A 21,782-nucleotide genomic window follows, 5' to 3' on the forward strand; every position below is an offset into this window, starting at 1 on the left:
GGCTCTACTCTCCCGCTCTGTTCGCCACGACTCCGTCGCGAGCGGTGATTCGTCCGCGCAACACCGTCGTGGTCACCTTCGAGGAGAAGGTCATGTCCTCGAACGGCGTGTTGTGTGCGACACTGGCCAGCTTCTCGCCCGAGACCGTCCAGCTCGAATTCGCATCCACCAGCGTCAGATTGGCGATCTCACCGACCTCGATGGGCCGTCCCTGATCAACCAGTCCGACGATTTCGGCAGGACGCTCGCTCATCACCCGCGCCACGCCGCGCCAATCGAGCAGGCCCGGGGTCACCATCGTGTCGACGACGATCGACAGTGCGGTTTCGAGCCCGAGCATCCCGGGACGGGCGATCGAGAACTCACAGCACTTGTCCTGTTCGGCATGCGGCGCGTGATCGGTTGCCACACAATCGATCACACCGTCGGCCAGGCCTCTGCGCAGGGCGTCGACATCGGACTTCTCGCGTAGCGGCGGGTTCACCTTGTTGATCGCGTCGTACGTCTCGAGCCGCGAATCGTCCAGCAGCAGGTGATGCGGGGTGACCTCGGCAGTGATCAAAATACCCTGTCCGCGTGCCCATTTCATCAGCTCGACGGTTCCCGCGGTGGACGCGTGGCAGATGTGCACCCGCGCACCCGCGTCACGGGCCAGCAGGGCGTCGCGCGCGACGATCGATTCTTCTGCCGCGCGTGGCCAACCGGCCAGTCCGAGCCGCGCCGCAGTGGGGCCCTCGTGGGCGACGGCACCGACGGTGAGCCTGGGCTCCTCGGCGTGCTGAGCGATGAGGACACCGAGCGAACTCGAGTATTCCAATGCCCGACGCATGATCAGTGGATCGTCGACGCAGTGGCCGTCGTCCGAGAACATCTTCACCCGGCCGATTCCCGCTGCCATCGTGGCCATCTCGGCGAGCTGCTTTCCCTTCAAACCGACCGTGATCGCACCGACCGGGTGGACGTCGACGAGGCCCACTTCCTGTCCTCGACGCCACACGTGATCGGTGACCACCACCGAGTCGGCAACCGGATCGGTGTTCGCCATCGCGAACACCGCGGTGTAGCCACCCAGAGCCGCTGCCGCCGAACCGGATTCGATCGTTTCGGTGTCCTCGCGGCCGGGCTCGCGCAGGTGCGTGTGCATGTCGACGAACCCGGGCAGCAGAATCTGGCCGCGGGCATCGACCACCTCGGCACCGTCGGCGTCGAGGTCCGCACCGATTCCGGCGATCTCTTCGCCGGAGATCAGAACGTCGGTCTCTGGGCCCTCGCCGTACAGCAGCACGCCGCGGAGCAGGACGGAGGTCGCAGGTGCGTTCACGATGCACCCCCGTCCGAACCGACCAGCAATCGGAACAGCACCGCCATCCGCACGTGAACTCCATTCGTAACCTGTTGCAGAACTGCAGTTCTCGGAGAATCGGCCACCGAGGACGCGATCTCCATACCGCGAAGCATCGGACCCGGGTGCAGGACGACGGCGTGCTCGGGCAGCAGGTCGAGGCGGCGCTGCGAGAGCCCGTACGTGATCGAGTACTCACGAGCGGAGGGGAAGAACCCGCCGTTCATTCGCTCGGCCTGCACCCTGAGCATCAGCACCGCGTCCAGACCGGGCAGTTCGGCGTCGAGGTCGTGCGAGACCCGCACCGGCCAGCCGGTCACTCCGACGGGCAGCAGCGTCGGTGGTGCGATCAGCACCACCTCGGCACCGAGCGTGGCCAGCAGGATCGCATTCGAGCGCGCCACCCGGCTGTGCAGGATGTCGCCGACGATCGCCACCCGACGGCCGGCGATGTCCCCGAGTCGTTGGCGAACCGTCAGGGCGTCGAGCAGCGCCTGGGTGGGATGTTCGTGGGTACCGTCACCGGCATTGATCACCGCCGGGCCGCCACCAGGAGTGGAGCCTGCGGAACGACCATCGAGGCCAGGAGTGGAGCCTGCGGAACGACCGTCGAGGCCAGTTCCCTGATCGGCGGTCCATTGAGCGATCTGATGCGCAGCACCCGATGCCGGGTGTCGGACGATGAGCGCGTCGGCTCCGGCGGCGCGCAACGTCATCGCGGTGTGGCGGAGCGACTCCCCCTTCGACACCGACGAGCTGCTGGCGCTGACGTTGATGACATCGGCGCTCATCCACTTGCCTGCGACCTCGAACGAGACGCGGGTGCGCGTCGAGTTCTCGAAGAACACCGTCATGATGGTGCGTCCGCGCAGTGTCGGTAGTTTCTTGACCTCGCGGCCGAGAAGCGCCTGCTCGAATCGTTCGGCTTCGTCGAGGATCTCGGTGGCCGATTCGGCCGTCAGGTCGGCGACCGAGAGCAAGTGCTTCATCGAGCGGATCCTCCCTCGGACAGGCTGACCCCGTCGCGGCCGTCGTGTTCGGAGAGCAGCACCGACACGTCCTCGGTGCGCGCTGTGGGGACGTTCTTGCCGACGTAGTCCGCACGAAGTGGAAGTTCGCGATGGCCGCGGTCGATGAGGACCGCCAGCTGCACCGCACGGGGGCGACCGAGGTCACGCAGTGCGTCGAGCGCGGACCGTACGGTTCGCCCGGAGAACAGTACGTCGTCGACCAGTACGACCAGCGCGTCGTCGACGCCGCCTGTGGGCACCGAGGTGCGCTCGAGTGGTCGGTGCGGCTTGTTCCGCAGATCGTCGCGGTAGAGAGTGATGTCGAGGGACCCGAGCGGAGGCCGCACGCCCGAAAATGCCTCGATACGTTCTGCGAGCCGTTCCGCCAGCGTGGTCCCACGTGTGGGGATGCCCAGTAGCACCACGCGCGGCGAGTCCGCAGCGTCGAGGGCCGTCTTCTCGATGATCTGATGGGCCATGCGGGAGATGGTGCGTCCCACATCGGCCGAGGACAGCAATTCACGAACGGCGGGGTTCGCGGACGAGCTTTCGGGCGCAGGCAAACTACGACCTCCTTCTCCGCCTCTCTGGACGGATCGTTAAAGGATGTCTGACAACAACTGCGTAGAGCCTAGCAACGCTCTGCGAACCGAGACCAGCAGGCTCGCAGAGCGTTCGGTCACACGTGCGTCGACCGTGCGATCACTGCTCGGCGTCGACCGACGCTTCACCGGACGCATCGGACTGGGTACGGCTCGAGACGGCCGCGGCCGCGGCGCGTACCTGCGGCGCGACCAGGACGATCTGACCCAGCACGCCGTTGACGAAGCCGGGCGAATCGTCGGTGGAGAGCTGTTTGGCCAGCTCGACGGCTTCGTCGACGGCGACGACCGGTGGCACGTCGGTGGCGTGGAACAACTCCCAGACGGCGACGCGCAGGATCGCCCTGTCCACCGCAGGCAGACGGGTGAGCGTCCAGTCCTTGAGGTGATCGGCGATCACGCCGTCTAGGCGATCGAGATTCTCGGCTACGCCCTCGACCAAGGTCGAGGTGTAATCACTGACGGGAGCGATGGTGTCGTCGCCGCGTGCGAGTTCGATGCGCTCGGTGGTCAGGTTCACCGGGTCGACGTTGCGCGCCTCCGCCTCGAACAAGAAATCCACCGCCCGCTTGCGGGCCTTGTGACGCGCACCCAGCTTCTTCGCACCGGGAGCACCGTTCTGCGAGGCGGAGGACGTCGACTTCTTCGATGACACGTTAGGAGTTCACACGCCCGAGGTAGTTTCCGTCACGCGAGTCGACCTTGAGCTTGTCGCCGGTGTTGATGAACAGCGGCACCGAGATCTCGGCTCCGGTCTCGAGGGTCGCCGGCTTGGTGCCGCCGGTGGAGCGATCGCCCTGCAGGCCGGGATCGGTGTGCTTGACCTCGAGCTCGACGGTGACGGGAAGCTCGACGTACAGCGGAACGCCCTCGTGCATGGCGACCTGAACGCGGAGGTTCTCGAGCAGGAAGCGTGCGCCGTCACCGACGGTGGCCTCACCGATCGAGAGCTGGTCGTATGTGTCGGCGTCCATGAACACGTAGTCGCTGCCGTCGTGGTAGAGGTACGTCATGTCGCGGCGGTCGACCGTTGCGGTCTCGACCTTCACACCGGCGTTGAACGTCTTGTCGACGACCTTGCCCGAGAGCACGTTCTTGAGCTTGGTCCGCACGAATGCGGGTCCCTTACCTGGCTTGACGTGCTGGAATTCGATGATCGACCACAGCTGGTTCTCCAGGTTGAGAACCAGTCCGTTCTTGAAATCGCTGGTGGAAGCCACTTGCTTCGCGTCTCCTCAATCGTTTGTGCGCGTGACGCGCCGTCGGTCACGGGCTTGGATTCGCTCCCGCCCGCGCGCTAGACGGACGTGAGTTCCTTGCTTGTCAGGGTGAGCAGTTCCGGACCCCCGTCGCGAACGACGAGTGTGTCCTCGATCCGAACGCCGCCGCGACCGGAGAAGTAGACACCCGGCTCGACGGTGACCGCTGCACCGCTCAGCAGTGTACCGGTGCTCGTCTTCGCGATTCCCGGCGCTTCGTGGATTTCCAGGCCGACGCCATGGCCGAGCCCGTGGAGGAAGTACTCCCCGTACCCTGCGTCCTCGATCACCGAGCGTGACGCGGCGTCGACCGAGGCGGTGGTCACTCCCGGTGCCAGGGCGTCGCGACCGGCAGTCTGCGACCGCTGCACCAGCTCGTACAGATCGCGCTGCCACTGCGCGGGACTACCGATGGCGAAGGTTCGAGTCATGTCCGAGTGGTAGCCGCCGACGAGTGCACCGAAGTCGAGCTTGACGAAGTCGCCGTCGGCCAACACCGCATCGGTGGGCCGGTGGTGCGGGACCGCCGAGTTGGCACCCGCCGCAACGATGGTCTCGAACGAGATCGCATCGGCACCGTGGTCGAGCATCGCCGATTCCAGCTCGCGGGCCACCTCACGCTCGGTCCGGCCTGCCCGGATGCCGCCTCCACCGATCAATCGAGCCAGGGCCTCGTCGGCGGCGCGGCAGGCGTCCCGGAGCAACCCCACCTCGAACTCGTCCTTGACCATGCGCAAGGACTCCACGACACCCGGTGCGCGGACCAACTCCGCAGCACCGTCGAGCTCGGACCACGCGCGATGGGCGTCGACGGTCACCACGTGACTCTCGAAACCGATCCGGCCGCCGCTACCCGACACGCCCGATCGAAGCAGGTGTATCGCCGACGCCCGGTCGATCTCGGCCCGAAGATCCGGCACCTGCTCGGCCACCTGAGTGACGTACCGACCGTCGGTGCAGATGACCGTCCGATCCTCGTCACCGGCCGAATCGGCCACCGAGACCAGTAGCGCGGCGTTGGACCCGGTGAATCCAGTCAGATATCGCACGTTGAGAAGATCGGTGATCAGCATCGAATCGAGTCCGTCGGCGGCCAACAGTTCTCGTAGGGCACCACGACGGGCACCGAAATCGGCAGGCATGAGCCCGACATTACCGGTCGCCCCACAGGCTCCCCCTCCCTCGACCGGCTCGTCGAACTTGTGGGCCCCGACACACAAACTTCGACGTGCGGATATGCTGTGCCGCATGACTGGGTGGGCAGTGCGTGGCATAAGTATGGGATTGGTCAACGTCGTCGTCCGACTGCTGCTGGGGGCAGCAGTGTCGATGTGGCCGCTGAGCGGATCGGCACTGCGCTGGGTGGCATACGCCCTCGTGCTGCTCGTCATCATCGTGTGGGCCGGCATCGATGGAATCCGCGACCGGCGCAAGCATCCCGACCCCGAGGACGGCGAGGACCTCACCATGGTCTGGCTCAAAGCCGCTGTGGTCGGTGGACTCCTCGGTGGTCTCCTGAGCTGGATCGTCGACTTCTTCGTCGACTTCAGCCTGGGTCAGAACGGTCTGGTCTTCGAGCTCACGTCCGGAGCCGCGTTCACGATTCTCACCATCTTCATCGGTGCCAGCGTCGCGGTGTTCGTGGGACGACAGATCGTCAACCGCGAGGCCAAGAAGAAGTTGGCCACCTCGGACGCCGAACGTGCGCACGACCGCCAGCTGGTCAACGCCGGCCAGGAGAACCGTTCGGGTCAGGCAGAGGCGACGCGGACCGAACCCACGCGGACCGAAACGCAGTGGGCTCCCGAGCACGGCGACGCCGACACCGAGGTGTTCTCGGCAGTGGACGCGGACGGCAAGCCGCGGCTCGACAAGCGCGGCCGCCACGGCAGCGCCGACGGTTCCTGACTCCCCTACATCGACCTACGGGCGGTGATCGACGCTGTAAGCGTCGATCACCGCCCGTTGTCGTCAGGCCCCGAGACGGGCCGACGGCGTCACAACATGATGGCCGACCCACCTGCGGCCGGGGCCTCGCGGCCGACCGCGGAGAATGCAGCGACGAGCAGTGCCGGATCCGGACCTTCGAGCCGTCCGGGCTTGGCCAAACCGTCCAGAACCACGAACCGCAGCAGCCCGGCCCGGTTCTTCTTGTCCGTCTGCATGCCCTTGAGCAGATCCGAGAACGCATACTCGTCGTAGGTGACCGGCAATCCGACCGATTCGAGAATCGAACGGTGGCGGTCGGCAGTGGCGTCGTCCAGGCGTCCGGCCAGACGTCCCAGCTCGGCCGCGAACACCAGACCGACCGACACCGCGGCACCGTGACGCCACCGGTACTGCTCCCGCCGCTCGATGGCGTGCGCGAGCGTGTGCCCGTAGTTCAGGATCTCGCGCAGGTTCGACTCACGCAGATCTGCCGCCACGACCTTCGCCTTGACCTCGACCGAGCGCCGAATCAGCTCCGGGAGCACGTCGCCGGTCGGATCCAGCGCCGCGGCAGGATCGGCTTCGATGATGTCCAGAATCTTCGGATCGGCGATGAATCCGGTCTTGATCACCTCGGCCAGGCCCGACACGATCTCGTTCTTCGGCACGGTCTCCAGGGTCGCCAGATCGATCAACACGGCAGCCGGTTCGTGGAAGGAGCCGACGAGGTTCTTGCCGGCATCGGTATTGATGCCGGTCTTGCCGCCCACGGCCGCGTCGACCATGGCCAGCAGCGTCGTCGGGACGTGGACGATACGAACTCCGCGCATCCAGGTCGCGGCCACGAATCCGGCCAGGTCCGTCGCCGCTCCGCCGCCCAGGCTGACGATGGCGTCGCTGCGAGTGAGACCGATTCGGCCGAGGACCTCCCAGCAGAACCCGGCCACGGCCAGATCCTTGCCGTCCTCGGCGTCCGGAATCTCGATGCGATGAGCGTCGATTCCCTTGTCCGCCAACGCCGCTCGCACTGCTTCCGCGGTCTCTGCCAGCGGAGGCTGGTGGAAGATCGCCACGGTGGCCGTTCCGGCGAGCTGGTCGACGAGATCCGTCAACAGACCTCGGCCGATGATCACCGGGTACGGGTTGGCAGTCTCGACCTGGACGCGCACTGGCTCTGTCATCGAATCACCTTCATCTACTGGGGGTTTTTCTCGTTCGCATCGCGCCCGGGAACAGGGGCGATGGCGGTCAGCTTCGACACCAACTGGCCCACGACCCGAGCGGGGCTGCGACTGTCGGTACGCACGCGCACCGTGGCCACCGATCGATAGAGAGGTCGCCGATGACGCATCAGTTCCTGGTACTTCGCACGCGGATCAGGACCGGCGAGCAACGGCCGAACCGTGTTCGCACCGGTACGCCGAAGCCCTTCGGCCACACTGATTTCCAGGTACACCACGGTATGCCCGGACAGCAGGGCGCGGGTCGCGGGCGACAGCACAGCACCACCACCGAGGGAGACGATCCCGTCGTGCGAGGCCAGAGCACCGGCGACTATCCGCTCCTCGATCTGCCGGAAGGCCGGCTCGCCGTCGTGCGAGAAGATATCGGCGATCGTACGACCGGTGTCTCGCTCGATGGCCACATCGGTGTCGAACAGGTCCAGGTCGAGAGCCTGTGCCAGCCGCCGACCGATCGTCGACTTGCCTGCTCCCGGCGGTCCGACGAGGACCGCGTACGGGGTCATCGTGGAGGTCGGGCGGCGGTGCCCTTCACGTAGTGGTCGACGTTGCTCGTCGTCTCCGCCAGCGAGTCCCCACCGAACTTCTCCAACGCTGCCTGCGCGACGACCAGGGCGACCATCGTCTCGGCCACGACACCGGCAGCAGGAACAGCGCAGACATCCGAGCGCTGATGAATGGCCACCGCCTCGTCGCCGGTCGTCATGTCGACCGTTGCCAACGCGCGCGGAACCGTCGAGATGGGCTTCATCGCCGCCCGCACTCGCAGTGCCTCACCGTTGGTCATACCGCCCTCGATGCCGCCTGCCCGGTTGGTCGAGCGCAACACACCGTCCGGACCGGGCTTGATCTCGTCGTGAGCGACGCTTCCGCGTCGACGCGCGGTCTCGAAGCCATCCCCGATCTCGACCCCCTTGATGGCCTGGATTCCCATCAGGGCCGCGGCGAGTCTTGCGTCGAGCTTGCGTTCTCCGGAGACGAACGACCCGAGGCCGACGGGCAGACCGTGCACCACGACCTCGACGACGCCGCCGAGGGTGTCACCGTCCTTCTTCGCTGCTTCGATCTCGGCGATCATCGATTCTTCGGCGGCCTTGTCGAAGGCGCGAACCGGAGATGCGTCGATCGCGTCGAGGTCCGCGCCTGCGGGCGGCGGCCCGACATAGGGGTCGGATGCCCCGATGGAGATCACGTGGGACACGACATCCACTCCGAACGCCTGCTTCAGGAACAGGCGGGCGACGGTGCCGATGGCGACCCGGGCGGCTGTCTCACGCGCGCTGGCGCGCTCGAGCACCGGGCGAGCGTCGTCGAAGCCGTACTTGAGCATCCCGGAGAAGTCGGCGTGGCCGGGCCGCGGCCGCGTCAACGGGGAGTTGCGCGCGAGATCCGCGAGCACTGCCTCGTCGACGGGATCGGCCGACATCACCTGCTCCCACTTGGGCCACTCGGTGTTGCCGACCTCGATCGCGACCGGACCACCCATCGTGCGTCCGTGTCGGACACCACCGGTGAGGGTCACTTTGTCGGCCTCGAACTTCATGCGGGCACCTCGGCCGTAGCCGAGGCGACGGCGAGCAAGTTGAGAGGCAATGTCGTCCGAGGTCACCTCTACTCCCGCGACCATTCCTTCGAGAATGGCGACGAGAGCGGGTCCGTGGGATTCTCCGGCAGTTATCCAGCGCAGCACTCGAACATCTTTTCACGCCAGGGACGCCGCGGATGCCAGCAGGGTGGCCGCGCACATGGACGGGCCGTGCGGGATGCGGGCTCGCCGGTGCCCCAACGCCGCGGCGATCGACCCCACCACGGCAGTTGCCACCGGTGCCGACAGCGCGGCGATCGCCCATCCTCCCCCGCCGCCGACGGACGCGATCGAGCCGACCGACCAGGCGAGTTTGACGTCCCCCGCTCCGAATGCCGCGGGCGCGAGGAGGTGAACGACGAGGTAGATCGCGAACAACAGAGCACCGCCCAGCAGTGCCCCCGGCGAACCGGTGAACACGAGCGCGATCGTCACCACGACCGCCCCGGGGACGGTCAAGGCGTTCGGCAACCGGCGTCGCTGCAGGTCGACCGCGCTGAGTGCGGCGAACCACCACGTCGTCACGCACAACGGAACCGCGTACTCGGTACCGCCGAAACGCCACCAGACCCATCCGGTACCGATCGCAGACAGCAGCGGCAGGAGCCGAGGACTCCATCGGACCAAACATCGGCGCATCGTCAGCCCCACAACGGCACCGACCACGACCGCACCACACACGACAATCATGACCGAAGGCTTGCACCACGGCAGCGATCGACTGTGACGAAAGCCCAGGTGGAACATTGCCCTGTGCACAACTCGGGGCCTGTGGACTACTCCGGCCCGTGGACTACTCCGGCCCGTGGACTACTGCCGGCTCGAACTCACAACGCGGTGAACAGTGCGTCCCGCATGACCGCTCGCGGCGCGGGCCTGCCGGTGAACTGCTCCACCTGCCCGTACGCCTGATTGAGCAGCATCGACAATCCGCTGATGACGGTTCCACCGGCCTCGTCCACGGCAGTTGCCAGGGGCGTCGGCCAGGGATCGTAGATTGCGTCGAGGACCAGGGGCGCCTGGGCGAGATCCGACGCGATGTCCGCAGCCCCGGCCGCGGGCACGGTGCTGACGAGCACAGCGGACTCCGCTGCGACGGTGGCGAGCCGAGGGTAGGTCATGTCCGCGAATTCCGCGCGCATCCCCGCGGCGACGGCGCAGTCCAGTGTGTCTCGGGCGCGGTCGGCCGACCGCGCGACGACAGTGACCGCAGTCGCTCCGAGTCCGGCCAGCGCCACGATCGCCGGCCTCGACGTTCCTCCTGCGCCGACCACCGTCACGGTGCGACCGGACAGGTCCTCGATTCCGGCGTCGCGCAGTGCACCGACTATCCCATCGACGTCCGTGCAATCGGCGCGCCAGCCCGACTCGGTGCGCACCAGGGTGTTCGCCGAGCCGGCCAGAACTGCCCGCGCGGTGCGCTCGGTCGCGTACGCCAGAGCCGCGACCTTGCCCGGCATGGTGACCGACACGCCGACCCATTCGGGGCCGAAACCGTCGAGCAGGCCGGGCAACTGCTCACCGGTGCAGTCGATGCGCTCGTACGTCCAGTCGGCGAGGCCGAGCGCGCGGTACGCGGCACAGTGCAGCACCGGCGACTTCGAGTGTTCGACAGGGCTTCCGAGTACAGCGGCGCGCACGTCAGCGGCCGCTGTCGAGGAAGCCACCCTCGACCTTGGTGATGTTGGCCAGGTGTTCCTCGTAGCTGCGGGTGAACAGGGTTTCGCCCGCCTGGTTGATGGTCACGAAGTACAGCCAGTCACCGTCGGCGGGCATCTCGACCGCCTGCACCGCACCGATACTCGGCGAGGAGATCGGAGTTGCCGGCAGCCCTTCGCTGGCATAGGTGTTCCACGGTGTGACGCGGGCGCGATCGGCGTCGGTGGTGGCCACCTCGGTCGTGTCGAGCGAGTAGTTGACCGTCGAGTCGAACTCGAGCTTCTGCGGCACCGCGAGCCGATTGAGGATCACCCGGGCCACCTTGCTGAAGTCCTGCGGCAGCGACTCCCGCTCGACGAGCGACGCAGCGACGAGGGTGTCGTACGGAGTCAGCCCGGAGTTGGCACCCGCGGTGAGGATTCCGGTGTCCTCGTAGCGGGTCGCGCTCTCGGACACCAGCTGCTTCAGAATGTCGGTCGGAGCCGCGCTGGGATCGAAGTCCCAGGTTCCTGCGGCGATCAGGCCTTCGAGCTGGCGATCGCGGTCCGGGACTCCCTCGACGCGATCGGTGGCCCAGTCGGGCACGCCCAAGGCGGCCGGGTCGTCCACGGCTCCGGCCACGTTGAGGTCGTCGTAGCTCACGCAGGTGGGGGTTCCACTGCCGGTTCGGTCCACGCAGCTGGCCTCGGAGATCAGGGTGTAGATGCCCTTCTTGACGGCACCGGTGTTCACGTCGCGCGCGTCGTGCAGCTGACGGCCCTCCGAGATCACCATGTTGCCCACCCGGGACGCGGGGTCGACGAGTTCGTTCACGGCCTGCGAGGCAGGCACGTTGCTGGCGAGCAGATAGAAACCGGGTTGAACCGAGGTGATGGCGTTGTTCAGGAGCGCCGCTTCGAGGAAGGCTCCCGAACTGGCGACCACACCCTTGTCCGCTGCCTGGGTACCGATCTGTTGCGCGGTGTCGTTGGGATGAACCTGAATCACCACGCCGTCCCCCGGTGAGCCCGCGGTGAAGTCGGCGTTCGGTGTCGTGCGATTGCCGAACTTGTTCACCGCGAAATACGCTCCTCCCGCGACTGCCACGACCAGTACGAGCCCGAGTACCAGAGCGATCAGGCGGCCGCGGCGCTTGCGGCTGGAGGCAGCTCGGTCCTTCCGGGTCGCGGCACGGCTGCGGCCGACCTCCTGTGGCAACGCTCCGCGCTCGGCCTCGTGCTCCCGATCTGCGTCACGAGAGGACCGGGGATGCGGCTCCTGATGCTGCGGCGGGCCGTGCACAGCGCGGTGGAACTCGCTGCCCTCGTCCACGCGATAGCCGATCGGGTCGGTGTGCGCCTCGTCCGAGCGCGCATCTCGCCGGTCCCGATCGGACCCTTCGTAGTTCACTCGTCGACCTCCGTCGATCCTGAATTGTTCGCTGCACGATCCGATACGGCACGGCGCTCGTCGAGCCAGCCCTGCAGTATCGCGACCGCCGCAGCCTGATCGATCACCGATCGTTGGTTCTTGGCTCGCACTCCACTGTCCCGTAGCGCGCGCGATGCACTCACGGTAGTCAGTCGCTCGTCGGCCATCCGAATCGGCACATCACCCAGTCGCCGGTGCAGGGAGCGGCCGAATTTCTCGGCTGCGTCGACGGCGTTGCCGCGCTCTCCGCGCAGCGTCCGAGGAAGCCCGATGACGATCTCGACGGCCTCGTATTCGGCGACGATCTCCGCCACCCGCGCCACGTCCGGGGCGTCGGGACCCTTGATCTTCGATCGCGGCACGGTCTCGACCGGCGTGGCGAGTACACCGTCGGGATCGCTCGAGGCGATACCGATGCGCACACTGCCGACGTCGATGCCGATACGACGGCCGCGGCCGGGATCGTCGACTCCTGGCCGATCGGGGCCGCGCCCCTGAGCTACCACGATCGTCAGTGGGTGGTGAGTTCGGTCAATCGAGCCCGGGCTGCGTCGATACCGGCTGGAATTCCGGCGAGGTCCGATCCCGAACCCTGAGCCAACTCGGGCTTGCCGCCGCCTCGGCCACCGATACTCGGACCGAAGGCCGCCACCAGATCGCCTGCCGCGATGCCTGCATCCTGAGCTGCCTTGTTGGTCGAGACCACGAACGGGACCTTGCCGTTCACGGTGCCGAACAGCACCACCACGGCCGGATCCGCGCCCAGCCGGCCTCGGATATCGGTGACCAAGGTGCGCAAGTCGTTGCCGCCGACGCCGTCCGGTGCCTGCGCGATGACCGCTCGCACGTCGCCGAATCGCTCGGCCCTGCCGACGAACTCCCCTGCCGAGGCCAGCACTGCGGCGGCCTTGACGGCGTCGAGTTCCTTCTCCGCGACGCGCAGACGCTCTACCAGGGTCTCGATGCGGGCCGGAACCTCCTCGGACGGCACCTTCAGCGAGGACGCGATGCCGGCCAGCAGCGCGCGTTCCTTGGCGAGATAGCGGTACGAGTCGAGGCCGACGAAGGCTTCGACTCGGCGTACTCCCGAGCCCACGGACGATTCACCGAGAATGGTGACCGGGCCGATCTGCGACGAGTGCTGCACGTGCGTACCACCGCACAGTTCCATCGAGAACGGTCCGCCGATCTCGACGACGCGCACTTCGTCGCCGTAGTTCTCACCGAACAGGGCCATGGCGCCCATCTTCTTGGCACTGTCGAGGTCGGTGACCATGGTGTTGACCGCGAAGTCCGAGCCCACCGCGTCGTTGGCGACGTTCTCGATGTCGTCGCGCTGCGCCTCCGAGAGCGCTCCCTGCCACGAGAAGTCGAACCGAAGGTAGCCGGGCTTGTTGAGCGATCCGGCCTGTGTCGCGTTCGGCCCGAGCACCTGTCGCAGTGCCGCGTGCACCATGTGGGTACCCGAGTGGCCCTGAGTCGCGCCCTTACGCCACGCGTGGTCGACGTCGACGTGCACGGTGTCGCCCTCGGTGATCTGACCCGACTCGACCACCGACTTGTGCGTCCAGAGCTTCTTGGCGATCTTCTGCACGTCGTTGACCTTGACGCCGAGGCCGGGTGCAGTGATCGTGCCGATGTCGGCGATCTGGCCACCGGACTCGGCGTAGAGCGGGCTGCGGTCGAGGATGATCTCCACCGAGTCTCCCGCAACCGCGGTCGGTACGCGGACGCCGTTCGAGATCAGGGCCAATACCGTGGCCTCGGAGCCGAGTTCGTCGAATCCGGTGAACTCGGTCGGCGAACCGTCGACGAAATCCTTGTAGACCGTGAGGTCTGCGTGTGCGTGCTTGCGGGCACGGGCGTCGTCCTTGGCCCGGTTGCGCTGCTCGGCCATCAGCGAGCGGAAACCGTCCTCGTCCACCGACAGGCCGGCCTCGGCGGCCATCTCGAGCGTCAGATCGATCGGGAAACCATAGGTGTCGTGCAGCGCGAATGCCTCGGCACCGCCGATCTTCTTCGCGCCCGACGCCTTGACTGCCTCCGCCGCTCCCTCGAACAGCCGCGAACCCGAGGTCAGGGTCTTGAGGAACGCCGTTTCCTCCCCCACTGCGACGGTCAGAATGCGATCGAAGTCGGTGACCAGATTCGGGTACGACTCGGCCATCGTGTCTCGTACGACGGTGACGAACTGCGCCATGGTCTCGTCGGGTGCGCCGAGCAGGCGTGCCGATCGGACGATGCGGCGCAGCAATCGGCGCAGCACGTAGCCGCGACCGTCGTTGCCGGGATTGACTCCGTCGGAGATCAGCAGCGCGGCGGTCCGGGCGTGATCGGCGATGACTCGGAAACGCACGTCGTCGTCGTGGTTGGCACCGTAGGCGCGTCCCGAGAGTTCCTCGGCCTTGGCGATCACCGGTCGGACGAGGTCGGTCTCGTAGACGTTGTCCACGCCCTGCAGCAGGAAGGCGACGCGCTCGACGCCCATGCCGGTGTCGATGTTCTGCTTCGGCAGCGGACCGAGGATCTCGAAGTCGTCCTTGCTGATTCCCTTGCCGCGTTCGTTCTGCATGAACACGAGGTTCCAGATCTCGATGTACCGATCCTCGTCGGCCTCGGGACCGCCCTCGGCACCGAACTCGGGTCCTCGGTCGTAGTAGATCTCCGAGCACGGGCCACAGGGTCCGGGAATGCCCATGGACCAGTAGTTGTCGGCCATTCCTCGGCGCTGAATTCGCTCGTCGGGCAGGCCTGCGATCTCCTTCCAAAGCTCGATCGCCTCGTCGTCGTCGAGATACGCGGTGGCCCAGATGCGCTCGGGATCGAACCCGTATCCGCCGTCCTCGACGCTGTCGGTCAACAGAGACCAGGCGTGCCGAATGGCGTCTCGCTTGAAGTAGTCGCCGAACGAGAAGTTTCCTGCCATCTGGAAGAACGTGTTGTGGCGGGTGGTGATACCGACGTTCTCGATGTCGAGCGTGCGCACGCACTTCTGGACGCTCGTCGCCGTCTTGTACGGCGGTGTCTGCTGACCGAGGAAGAACGGCACGAACGGAACCATGCCCGCATTGACGAACAGCAGATTGGGGTCGTCGAGGATCAACGACGCACTGGGTACTTCGGTGTGTCCCGCCTTCACGAAATGGTCGAGGAAACGCCTGCGGATCTCATGGGTCTGCACGGATACAGGTTAGCGTCGTCGGACCCCGCACCGACTCGAGGGCCTATCGGCCTCGGATGATGCGGCGCAGTTTCCCGACCCTGGTCGCGATTTCCCGCTCGGCACCGTGCTCGGTGGGCTCGTAGTAGTTCACGCCCACCAGTTCGTCCGGCGGATACTGCTGCCCCAGTACGCCGCCAGGACTGCTGTGCGGGTACCGATACCCGACGGCGTTCCCCAGCCCTTGAGCTCCCTTGTAGTGGCCGTCGCGCAGATGCGGCGGCACCGATCCCGACTTGCCTGCAGACACGTCGGCCATGGCAGCACCGAGTGCGCCGATCACGGCACCGGATTTGGGCGCAGTGGCCAGATGAATCGTCGCCTGCGCCAGCGCCAACCGTGCCTCGGGCATACCGATCATCTGCACGGCGCTGGCAGCGGCCGTCGCGGTCTGCAGTGCCGTGGGGTCGGCCATCCCGATGTCCTCGCTGGCGTGCACCACGAGACGTCTCGCGATGAACCGCGCGTCCTCGCCTGCCGTGATCATCCGCGCAAGATAGTGCAGGGCGGCGTCGACGTCGGACCCTCTGATCGACTTGATGAACGCGCTGATGACGTCGTAGTGCTGATCTCCGTCGCGGTCGTAACGCACGGCGGCCTTGTCGACACTGGACTCGACCGTCGCGAGGTCGAGCATCCCGTCGGTTGCAGCGCCCGCTGCCGCCTCGAGTGCCGTCAACGCCCGTCGGGCGTCGCCGGCAGCGAGACGCACCAGGTGATCCATCGCGTCGTCGGCGATGGTCACCGCACCGTCCAGTCCGCGCGGATCGTTGGCGGCGCGAGTGAGCAACAACTCGATGTCCTCGGATGCCAGCGGCTGCAACTGCAGAACCAACGACCGGGACAGCAGCGGCGACACCACCGAGAACGACGGGTTCTCCGTGGTCGCAGCCACCAACAACACGATCCGATTCTCGACGGCAGCGAGCAGTGCATCCTGCTGCGTCTTGGAGAATCGGTGCACCTCGTCGATGAACAGCACCGTCTGCTCGCCCGAGAGCAGTCGGCGGCGCGCGAGTTCGATGACGTTGCGTACTTCCTTGACACCGGCCGAGAGAGCCGACAGCGCCTCGAACTTGCGTCCGGTAGCCCCCGAGATCAGCGACGCCAGCGTCGTCTTACCGGTTCCCGGTGGACCGTAGAGCATCACCGAGGACGCACCGGAGCCCTCGACCAGCCGGCGCAGCGGTGCGCCCGGAGCCAACAGATGAGACTGCCCCACCACCTCGTCGAGGCTCGTCGGACGCATACGCACCGCCAGAGGTGCGTCGGGCCTGACGTAGGTGGACGTGGGACGGGACTCGGCGATCATCGCCTCCGGGGGCGCAGGCGCGTCGAACAGTCCGTCGCCCAACTCGTCGCTTCCCGAGATGTCCCCGCCGGAGAAGTCACTACCGATGCCGCCGCTCACCCGTCGAACGCTACCGATGCGACCGGCGGATGCGCGAACGACGTCTTCCTCAGCGCTCCCACTTGGTGCGCAGAGCGGTGGCGACCGACGTCGCGTAGTCGGCGATGTCGGTCTCACCGACGCGCGCGGCACTGTCTGCCAGCGTCGTCCACCGCGAGATCAGTGCCTGCGACCGCGGAACCGACAGGTGGTGAGCACGCGCCGCTGCGATGCGAGTGTGGTCGTCGGGCAGGAACCAGTAGGTGCTCAGCCACACCCAGATCAGACGCGCGTCGAGAATCTTGCTCGCCAGCGTGGTGTCGTCGGCCAACGCTGGCCATATCCCCACCACTTCCGAGCGCCACGCGTCGATCATCGCCTGCTCGCGATCGTGTGAGAGCTCGAAGCTGCACAGGCAACCGGGGAACGACGCCAACGCGTAGGTGATGTCGAGGGTGGCGTCACGAAATCCGCCCCACTCGTAGTCGAGGAACCGCACGCCTTCGTCGTTGACGATGATGTTGTCGGGACACAGGTCTGACGGGCTGAAGGCGCGGAAGGCTCCGTGCGCGAACAGCCGTCCGCTGCGAGAGACGCGATCGAGAATGGCATCCGGAGTCGTTCCGACGCCGAGGAGATCGGTCAGCAAGCCGGAGACCTCGGCGAGCGCGTCGGGTATCTGGGCGGAGATCCCGTCGGTGGAGTCGGGTTGTCCCACCCGTCGCAGCAGAGCAGCGAAGTCGTCCTCACGGCCGACGGTGGCGGCGTGCATGCGGCCGAGCGCCTGCGCCATGGCCATCAGGGAATTGGTCACCGCGGCTTCGTCCGAGTTGCGCAGCAGAGCAGTGATGGGACTGGCGTCGCCGAGATCGCTGAGCACCAGCAACCTCGCGTCGAGGTCGTACGCGTGCAGCTCGGGTCCGGGCCTGCTGTCCGTGGCCAGAGCGTTGGCGAACTGGTACGACGCCGCCTCGCGCAGGAAGGCGCTGGAACCGGAGATGTCGGCGAGCTCGGCATGCAGTTCCGATTCGGCGGGCAGCTCCCGGACCTGCTTGATCACCAGGGTGCGGGGCAGCTGAAACGGGTTCTCGGACACTCTGACTCGCAACACGATCGCTTGACCGCTACCCCCCAGATTCACCGGGTCGATCAACGTCACCGGAGCTCCGGTGCGTTTGGTGAGGAGTCGCTGGGCTGCTGCTACTACCTCTGATACAGGGTCTGCCAGTGTTGCGGTCATCGATATCCAAGCTACCCGTTCGGTGTGTTCTGCTGTGCCGTCTCGGTGACTACGAATGGGAAACGATTGTCCGTTTTGCGGCTTTTCGCACGTTGCATTCGTAGATTCGACCAGATGGTCGGTTACCCCCGAGCCACCGAATTATGCCGGGTTCGCTACTCCGGTGCAACGTCCACCGATACGGCGATGGTGCTCTCCTCCGCTTCGGTGTAGATCACTCCGCGCAGGGGAGGCACGTCGGCGTAATCGCGTCCCCACGCCACGGTCGCGTATCGCTCGTCGACCAGCTGATCGTTGGTGGGATCGAACGCGAGCCACCGATCGTTCGGCATCCACACCGCAGCCCACGCGTGGGTCGCGTCGACACCGATCATCCGTTCCTTGCCGGGCGGAGGTTCGGTTGCGAGGTATCCCGACACGTACCGGGCCGCCAGACCCTGGGACCGCAAGCACGCGATCGCAAGGCGAGCGAAGTCCTGACACACTCCCGACCTCGCGGCGAGGACGTCGACAACGGTGGTCGAGACCGTCGTCGAGCCGGACAGATAGCGAAAATCGGTGAAGATCCGATGCGTCAGATCTACGACGACGTCCGCGAGAGGACGACCGGGCCAGAAGCTGGGGGCCGCGTAGGCGCGCACCTCGTCGGTGATCTCCGGAGTCGGCAGATCGAGAGCGAACTCCACGGCCGACGCGCGGGCCGGATCCGCAGGCACGCTCGCATCGAACAGCGCCATCCGAGCCGACTCCCAGGATGCCGTCGCCGGCCACGAGGTCGTCTCGTCCGCCGGACGAGGATAGACCTCCACCAGCGAATCCGCCGTGACCACCAGCTTCTCGTGGTCGTGCGTGACGTGGAAGTACACGTCCTCGTTGCCGTAGACGTCCACGCCGAAGGATTGATCGGTGGGAGCCGGCTCCACCGTGACCGACTTCTCCAGACAGTGCTGCCCGTCCATGTCGCGCGGCGCGAGGAATCCGCGCCCGTAGGACGAGGTCACGCGGTCGGAATACGTGTAGGTGGTGATGTGCTTGATTCGGTACCGACGACTCATCACCGCACTCCGTTCGCAGTTCGGATGTTGGCGCTGCCCCACAGCGGCTGCGTGCCACCGGGCAACGACATGTGCGTGGCGAGGACGACGCGGGACAATTCCTCCAGCGAGTCGTGGATGCCGTCCACCAGCTCGAGCAACTCCACTCGCCTGCCGTTCGCATCGACCGATTCCAGATCGCCCGGGTCAACGCGCCGCAACCGCACCCGCATCTGCTCGACGAGCTGCTCGGGCCGCGACGTACCCGAGGCGTCGGGCAACGAACCCAGGTCGTCCCGAAGCCGATCGAGCTGGTAGACCAACGCTCGCGGATTGCCCTCGTCGAACAACAACAGTTGCGCGACGGCAGCCGGACGCGCGCGCCCGCTGTTGCGTCTGCGGTAGATCACCGAGGACTCGGCCGCGGACAGCACCGAATCGATGACCGCTTGTTCGGTGGACGGCGTGAGAGCGTGACTCAGCGTGGCCGAGAGCAGCGCAGTCAGCTGCAGACCACGCTCGATCCGTTTGCCTGCATCCATCAGGTACCAGCCCGCGTCTCGCACCATCGATTCCGATGCCAAGCCGGCCAGCGCAAGCAACCCGCGCAGCACACTCGACTGCGACGACGCCAGTTGCGCGCCGTTGTGAACCGGCGACTCGGCCAGCTCCTCGAGCGCGGTGTCGATGCGATTCAGCACCGCCCAGGTGTCGTTCGAGAGCTGGTCGCGCACCGCGCGCGCCGCTTGCTGCATCCGATCCACCGATTGGGCCAGCGAACCCAGACGTCCCGTGGAGAGCATCAGCGAGCGCATTTCCACGCTCGCATCACCGCGGTTCTTCTCGTCGAGGAATCCCGGCCAGGTGCGCGAGACCTTCGTGACCGCTTCGAGAAGGATCGGCAGACTCTCGCTGCCTTCGAGCCACGGCATCGAGCGGTAGTCCTGATTGCGTTCGCGCGCGGCGATGAGCAGTCGAGTCATGTCCTCGGCACGCTCGCTGTAGCGGCCGAACCAGAACAGGTCGCCGAGCACACGCGGGGAACTGACGACATCGACGTTGGACGCGGCGTACTGCGGCAACTCCTCCACCGTGGCGGGCGGGGTGTGCGGAGCGGAGTCCGCCGGGGTGACCCGTTCCACCGACTTGACCCATACGTCCTTCGACGCCACTGTGATGAGCGGTTCGGTGACCGGTGCGGTGAGCACCACCTGCCCCAGGCCGCCGCGCATCGGCGTGTACCCGCCCCGCTGGGCAACCGTGAACAGCCGCATCCCCACCTGCGCCGGTGCCACCGACAACTGCGAACCCGAGCCGCCGTCGATCGACGAACCGACCGGAGCCAACGAGAACTCGGGGACTTCCTGCCCGGTCCACTTCCATGGCTCGGCGAGAATTCGCTTCCACAGCTCCTCCGCGGCGACGTCGGTGAGATCGTGCCCCACCACCGTGCGACGTGAGGTGGTCGAGCGCAGCACCAGCGAACGCATCCGGCTTCCGATGTGCGAGAGCTGATCCGGGTCGCCACCCCAATAGGTCTGTACCGAACCGAGAATCAGATCCTCGTCCAGCAGGGCACGGCTCAACGCCGGAAGCAACGGAAGAAGAGCCGGGTTCTCGAGGACACCACTACCGAGAGTGTTCACGACGCTCACGGCCCCACGCCGCAGCACTTCGACCAGACCGACGACTCCCAGATGCGAATCCGGGCGCAGATCGAGTGGGTCGGCGAACTCGGCGTCGACTCGGCGCAGCACCACATCGACCCGGCGCAACTTGCCGAGCGACCGCATCCACAGACAGCCGTCGCGGACCACGAGATCGGCATTCTCCACGAGCGGAAAGCCGAGAACCGTTGCGAGATAAGCCTGATCGAATGCCGTCTCGGAATGCGAACCGGGACTGAGCACCACCACGACCGGATTCTCGGCCGATGCGGGTGCCGCATCGCGAAGCGCCAGACGAACCGCCCGAGCGAACGTGGACAGCGGCCTGGGATTGCTGGCCTGGAACAACTCCGGCATCGCGCGCGACATCACCCGCCGATCGGCGAGCGCGTACCCCACTCCCGACGGTGCCTGCGTGCGGTCGGCGACGACCCGGAATTCGCCGTCGGAACCTCGGGCGACATCGGCGGCATGCATGAACAGCTGATGCGGCCCCGGAACGGTGATCGCATGCGCCGTCCGCAGATAGCCCGGGTTGCCGAAGACCAACTCCGGCGGAATCAACCCCCGACGAACGGTTTCCTGAGCACCGTAGATGTCGGTGAGCATCGCATCGAGCAACATCGACCGCTGAACCAAACCTGCTTCCAGACGGTCCCACTCGTCGGCCGCGACGACCAACGGAACACTGTCCAACCCCCACCGAACAGCACTGGGCAACGCCTCGCTGCCACCCGACGGAATCGGGTTGTACGTGATGCCGTGGTCGTCGACCAGACGGCTCACCCGCGACTGCAACGTCTGCATGGCACCCGAGCCGGCCTCGCGCATACCGTCGATTAATTCCGCCCAATGCGGACGGACGGCGTCGTCGGCATCGAGCATCTCGTCGAACCGATCGACACGACCGGTCACAGCCTCACGCCGACCGCGATACGCGAGCCACGGCGACCCGGCACCACTCGAAACGTCGTCGTTCCTGCCGGCCCCACTCGAAACGTCGTCGTTCCTGCCGGCACCACTCGAAACATCGTCGTTCCTGCCGGCTCCACTCAGGGTGGTATCCACGGGCACCATCGAGCCGTTGTTCCTTCCGTCGGTCGATCACACTCCGCCGCCGGGTGACTCCGCTGCCTGCGGAACCACCCGATACGCGTCGGACCGAGATCGCTACCGGTCGACTCGTTCTCCTGT

Annotated in this window: 19 protein-coding genes; 1 reads left to right on the plus strand and 18 read right to left on the minus strand. The window is 66.5% G+C overall.

Annotated features, from left to right (window positions below):
• Positions 1–4: 4 nt before the first annotated feature.
• The 6 genes from CH291_RS22570 to CH291_RS22595 form a co-directional block, all read right to left on the minus strand.
• Complete coding sequence (locus CH291_RS22570) at positions 5–1,321, minus strand: dihydroorotase (RefSeq protein ID WP_094688701.1); 1,317 nt, start codon at positions 1,319–1,321, stop codon at positions 5–7.
• Positions 1,318–2,331 (minus strand): aspartate carbamoyltransferase catalytic subunit, encoded by a 1,014-nt coding sequence (locus tag CH291_RS22575; RefSeq protein WP_094688702.1) that lies wholly within the window; start codon positions 2,329–2,331, stop codon positions 1,318–1,320. The genes CH291_RS22570 and CH291_RS22575 overlap by 4 nt, the downstream gene beginning before the upstream one ends.
• Positions 2,328–2,915, minus strand: coding sequence for a bifunctional pyr operon transcriptional regulator/uracil phosphoribosyltransferase PyrR (gene pyrR / locus CH291_RS22580; protein WP_094641904.1), 588 nt, complete (start codon positions 2,913–2,915; stop codon positions 2,328–2,330). The genes CH291_RS22575 and pyrR overlap by 4 nt, the downstream gene beginning before the upstream one ends.
• A 139-nt stretch (positions 2,916–3,054) precedes the next feature.
• Positions 3,055–3,609 carry a transcription antitermination factor NusB gene (gene nusB / locus CH291_RS22585; RefSeq protein ID WP_094641906.1) on the minus strand — a complete coding sequence of 185 codons (555 nt, stop codon included), beginning with the start codon at positions 3,607–3,609 and terminating at the stop codon, positions 3,055–3,057.
• Position 3,610: 1 nt separating this feature from the next.
• Positions 3,611–4,174 carry an elongation factor P gene (efp, locus tag CH291_RS22590; RefSeq protein ID WP_027496978.1) on the minus strand — a complete coding sequence of 188 codons (564 nt, stop codon included), beginning with the start codon at positions 4,172–4,174 and terminating at the stop codon, positions 3,611–3,613.
• Positions 4,175–4,251: 77 nt separating this feature from the next.
• On the minus strand, positions 4,252–5,355 hold the full coding sequence (locus tag CH291_RS22595; RefSeq protein ID WP_094688703.1) for a M24 family metallopeptidase: 1,104 nt from the start codon (positions 5,353–5,355) through the stop codon (positions 4,252–4,254).
• 106 nt (positions 5,356–5,461) lie between these two features.
• On the opposite strand from CH291_RS22595, the gene CH291_RS22600 reads away from it, so the two are divergent.
• Positions 5,462–6,121 carry a B-4DMT family transporter gene (locus CH291_RS22600; protein WP_094688704.1) on the plus strand — a complete coding sequence of 220 codons (660 nt, stop codon included), beginning with the start codon at positions 5,462–5,464 and terminating at the stop codon, positions 6,119–6,121.
• 89 nt (positions 6,122–6,210) lie between these two features.
• On the opposite strand, the gene aroB is transcribed toward CH291_RS22600, so the two are convergent.
• The 12 genes from aroB to CH291_RS22660 all read right to left on the minus strand — a co-directional run bounded on the left by aroB (position 6,211) and on the right by CH291_RS22660 (position 21,473).
• Complete coding sequence (gene aroB / locus CH291_RS22605; protein ID WP_068050562.1) at positions 6,211–7,323, minus strand: 3-dehydroquinate synthase; 1,113 nt, start codon at positions 7,321–7,323, stop codon at positions 6,211–6,213.
• A 14-nt stretch (positions 7,324–7,337) separates the two neighbouring features.
• Positions 7,338–7,889 (minus strand): shikimate kinase, encoded by a 552-nt coding sequence (locus CH291_RS22610; RefSeq protein ID WP_068050563.1) that lies wholly within the window; start codon positions 7,887–7,889, stop codon positions 7,338–7,340.
• Positions 7,886–9,073 carry a chorismate synthase gene (aroC, locus tag CH291_RS22615; protein ID WP_094641913.1) on the minus strand — a complete coding sequence of 396 codons (1,188 nt, stop codon included), beginning with the start codon at positions 9,071–9,073 and terminating at the stop codon, positions 7,886–7,888. The genes CH291_RS22610 and aroC overlap by 4 nt, the downstream gene beginning before the upstream one ends.
• A 12-nt stretch (positions 9,074–9,085) precedes the next feature.
• A complete protein-coding gene (locus CH291_RS22620; protein WP_256980949.1) occupies positions 9,086–9,658 on the minus strand; it encodes a prepilin peptidase in 573 nt (190 codons plus the stop codon).
• Between the two features lie 137 nt (positions 9,659–9,795).
• Entirely contained in the window at positions 9,796–10,635 is an 840-nt protein-coding gene (locus CH291_RS22625; RefSeq protein ID WP_373455152.1) for a shikimate dehydrogenase, read from the minus strand.
• Entirely contained in the window at positions 10,610–12,016 is a 1,407-nt protein-coding gene (locus CH291_RS22630) for an endolytic transglycosylase MltG (RefSeq protein ID WP_094688706.1), read from the minus strand. Before CH291_RS22630 ends, CH291_RS22625 begins: the two co-directional genes overlap by 26 nt.
• Entirely contained in the window at positions 12,013–12,543 is a 531-nt protein-coding gene (gene ruvX / locus CH291_RS22635) for a Holliday junction resolvase RuvX (protein WP_068050567.1), read from the minus strand. The genes CH291_RS22630 and ruvX overlap by 4 nt, the downstream gene beginning before the upstream one ends.
• A gap of 5 nt (positions 12,544–12,548) precedes the next feature.
• The gene (gene alaS / locus CH291_RS22640) at positions 12,549–15,218 is read right to left on the minus strand and encodes an alanine--tRNA ligase (protein WP_094688707.1); all 2,670 of its coding nucleotides are present in this window, start codon (positions 15,216–15,218) and stop codon (positions 12,549–12,551) included.
• 43 nt (positions 15,219–15,261) lie between these two features.
• Positions 15,262–16,569: a replication-associated recombination protein A gene (locus tag CH291_RS22645; RefSeq protein WP_256980971.1), complete on the minus strand. Its 1,308-nt coding sequence runs from the start codon at positions 16,567–16,569 to the stop codon at positions 15,262–15,264.
• Positions 16,570–16,717: 148 nt separating this feature from the next.
• Positions 16,718–17,887 (minus strand): kinase, encoded by a 1,170-nt coding sequence (locus CH291_RS22650; protein WP_094688708.1) that lies wholly within the window; start codon positions 17,885–17,887, stop codon positions 16,718–16,720.
• Positions 17,888–18,042: 155 nt separating this feature from the next.
• The gene (locus tag CH291_RS22655) at positions 18,043–18,942 is read right to left on the minus strand and encodes a transglutaminase family protein (RefSeq protein ID WP_094688709.1); all 900 of its coding nucleotides are present in this window, start codon (positions 18,940–18,942) and stop codon (positions 18,043–18,045) included.
• Positions 18,942–21,473 (minus strand): circularly permuted type 2 ATP-grasp protein, encoded by a 2,532-nt coding sequence (locus CH291_RS22660; protein ID WP_373455162.1) that lies wholly within the window; start codon positions 21,471–21,473, stop codon positions 18,942–18,944. The genes CH291_RS22655 and CH291_RS22660 overlap by 1 nt, the downstream gene beginning before the upstream one ends.
• Between the last annotated feature and the right edge of the window lie 309 nt (positions 21,474–21,782).

This window comes from Rhodococcus sp. 14-1411-2a (genome assembly GCF_002259485.1).
Taxonomy (GTDB): domain Bacteria; phylum Actinomycetota; class Actinomycetes; order Mycobacteriales; family Mycobacteriaceae; genus Rhodococcoides.

Coding starts and splice junctions, on each gene's coding strand:
- CH291_RS22575 (WP_094688702.1), bottom strand. CDS start 2,331: ATGAAGCACTTGCTCTCGGTCGCCGACCTGACGGCCGAATCGGCCACC.
- CH291_RS22595 (WP_094688703.1), bottom strand. CDS start 5,355: ATGCCTGCCGATTTCGGTGCCCGTCGTGGTGCCCTACGAGAACTGTTG.
- CH291_RS22600 (WP_094688704.1), top strand. CDS start 5,462: ATGACTGGGTGGGCAGTGCGTGGCATAAGTATGGGATTGGTCAACGTC.
- aroB (WP_068050562.1), bottom strand. CDS start 7,323: ATGACAGAGCCAGTGCGCGTCCAGGTCGAGACTGCCAACCCGTACCCG.
- CH291_RS22610 (WP_068050563.1), bottom strand. CDS start 7,889: ATGACCCCGTACGCGGTCCTCGTCGGACCGCCGGGAGCAGGCAAGTCG.
- CH291_RS22620 (WP_256980949.1), bottom strand. CDS start 9,658: ATGATTGTCGTGTGTGGTGCGGTCGTGGTCGGTGCCGTTGTGGGGCTG.
- CH291_RS22645 (WP_256980971.1), bottom strand. CDS start 16,569: ATGATCGCCGAGTCCCGTCCCACGTCCACCTACGTCAGGCCCGACGCA.
- CH291_RS22650 (WP_094688708.1), bottom strand. CDS start 17,887: ATGACCGCAACACTGGCAGACCCTGTATCAGAGGTAGTAGCAGCAGCC.
- CH291_RS22655 (WP_094688709.1), bottom strand. CDS start 18,942: ATGAGTCGTCGGTACCGAATCAAGCACATCACCACCTACACGTATTCC.
- CH291_RS22660 (WP_373455162.1), bottom strand. CDS start 21,473: ATGCTCGATGCCGACGACGCCGTCCGTCCGCATTGGGCGGAATTAATC.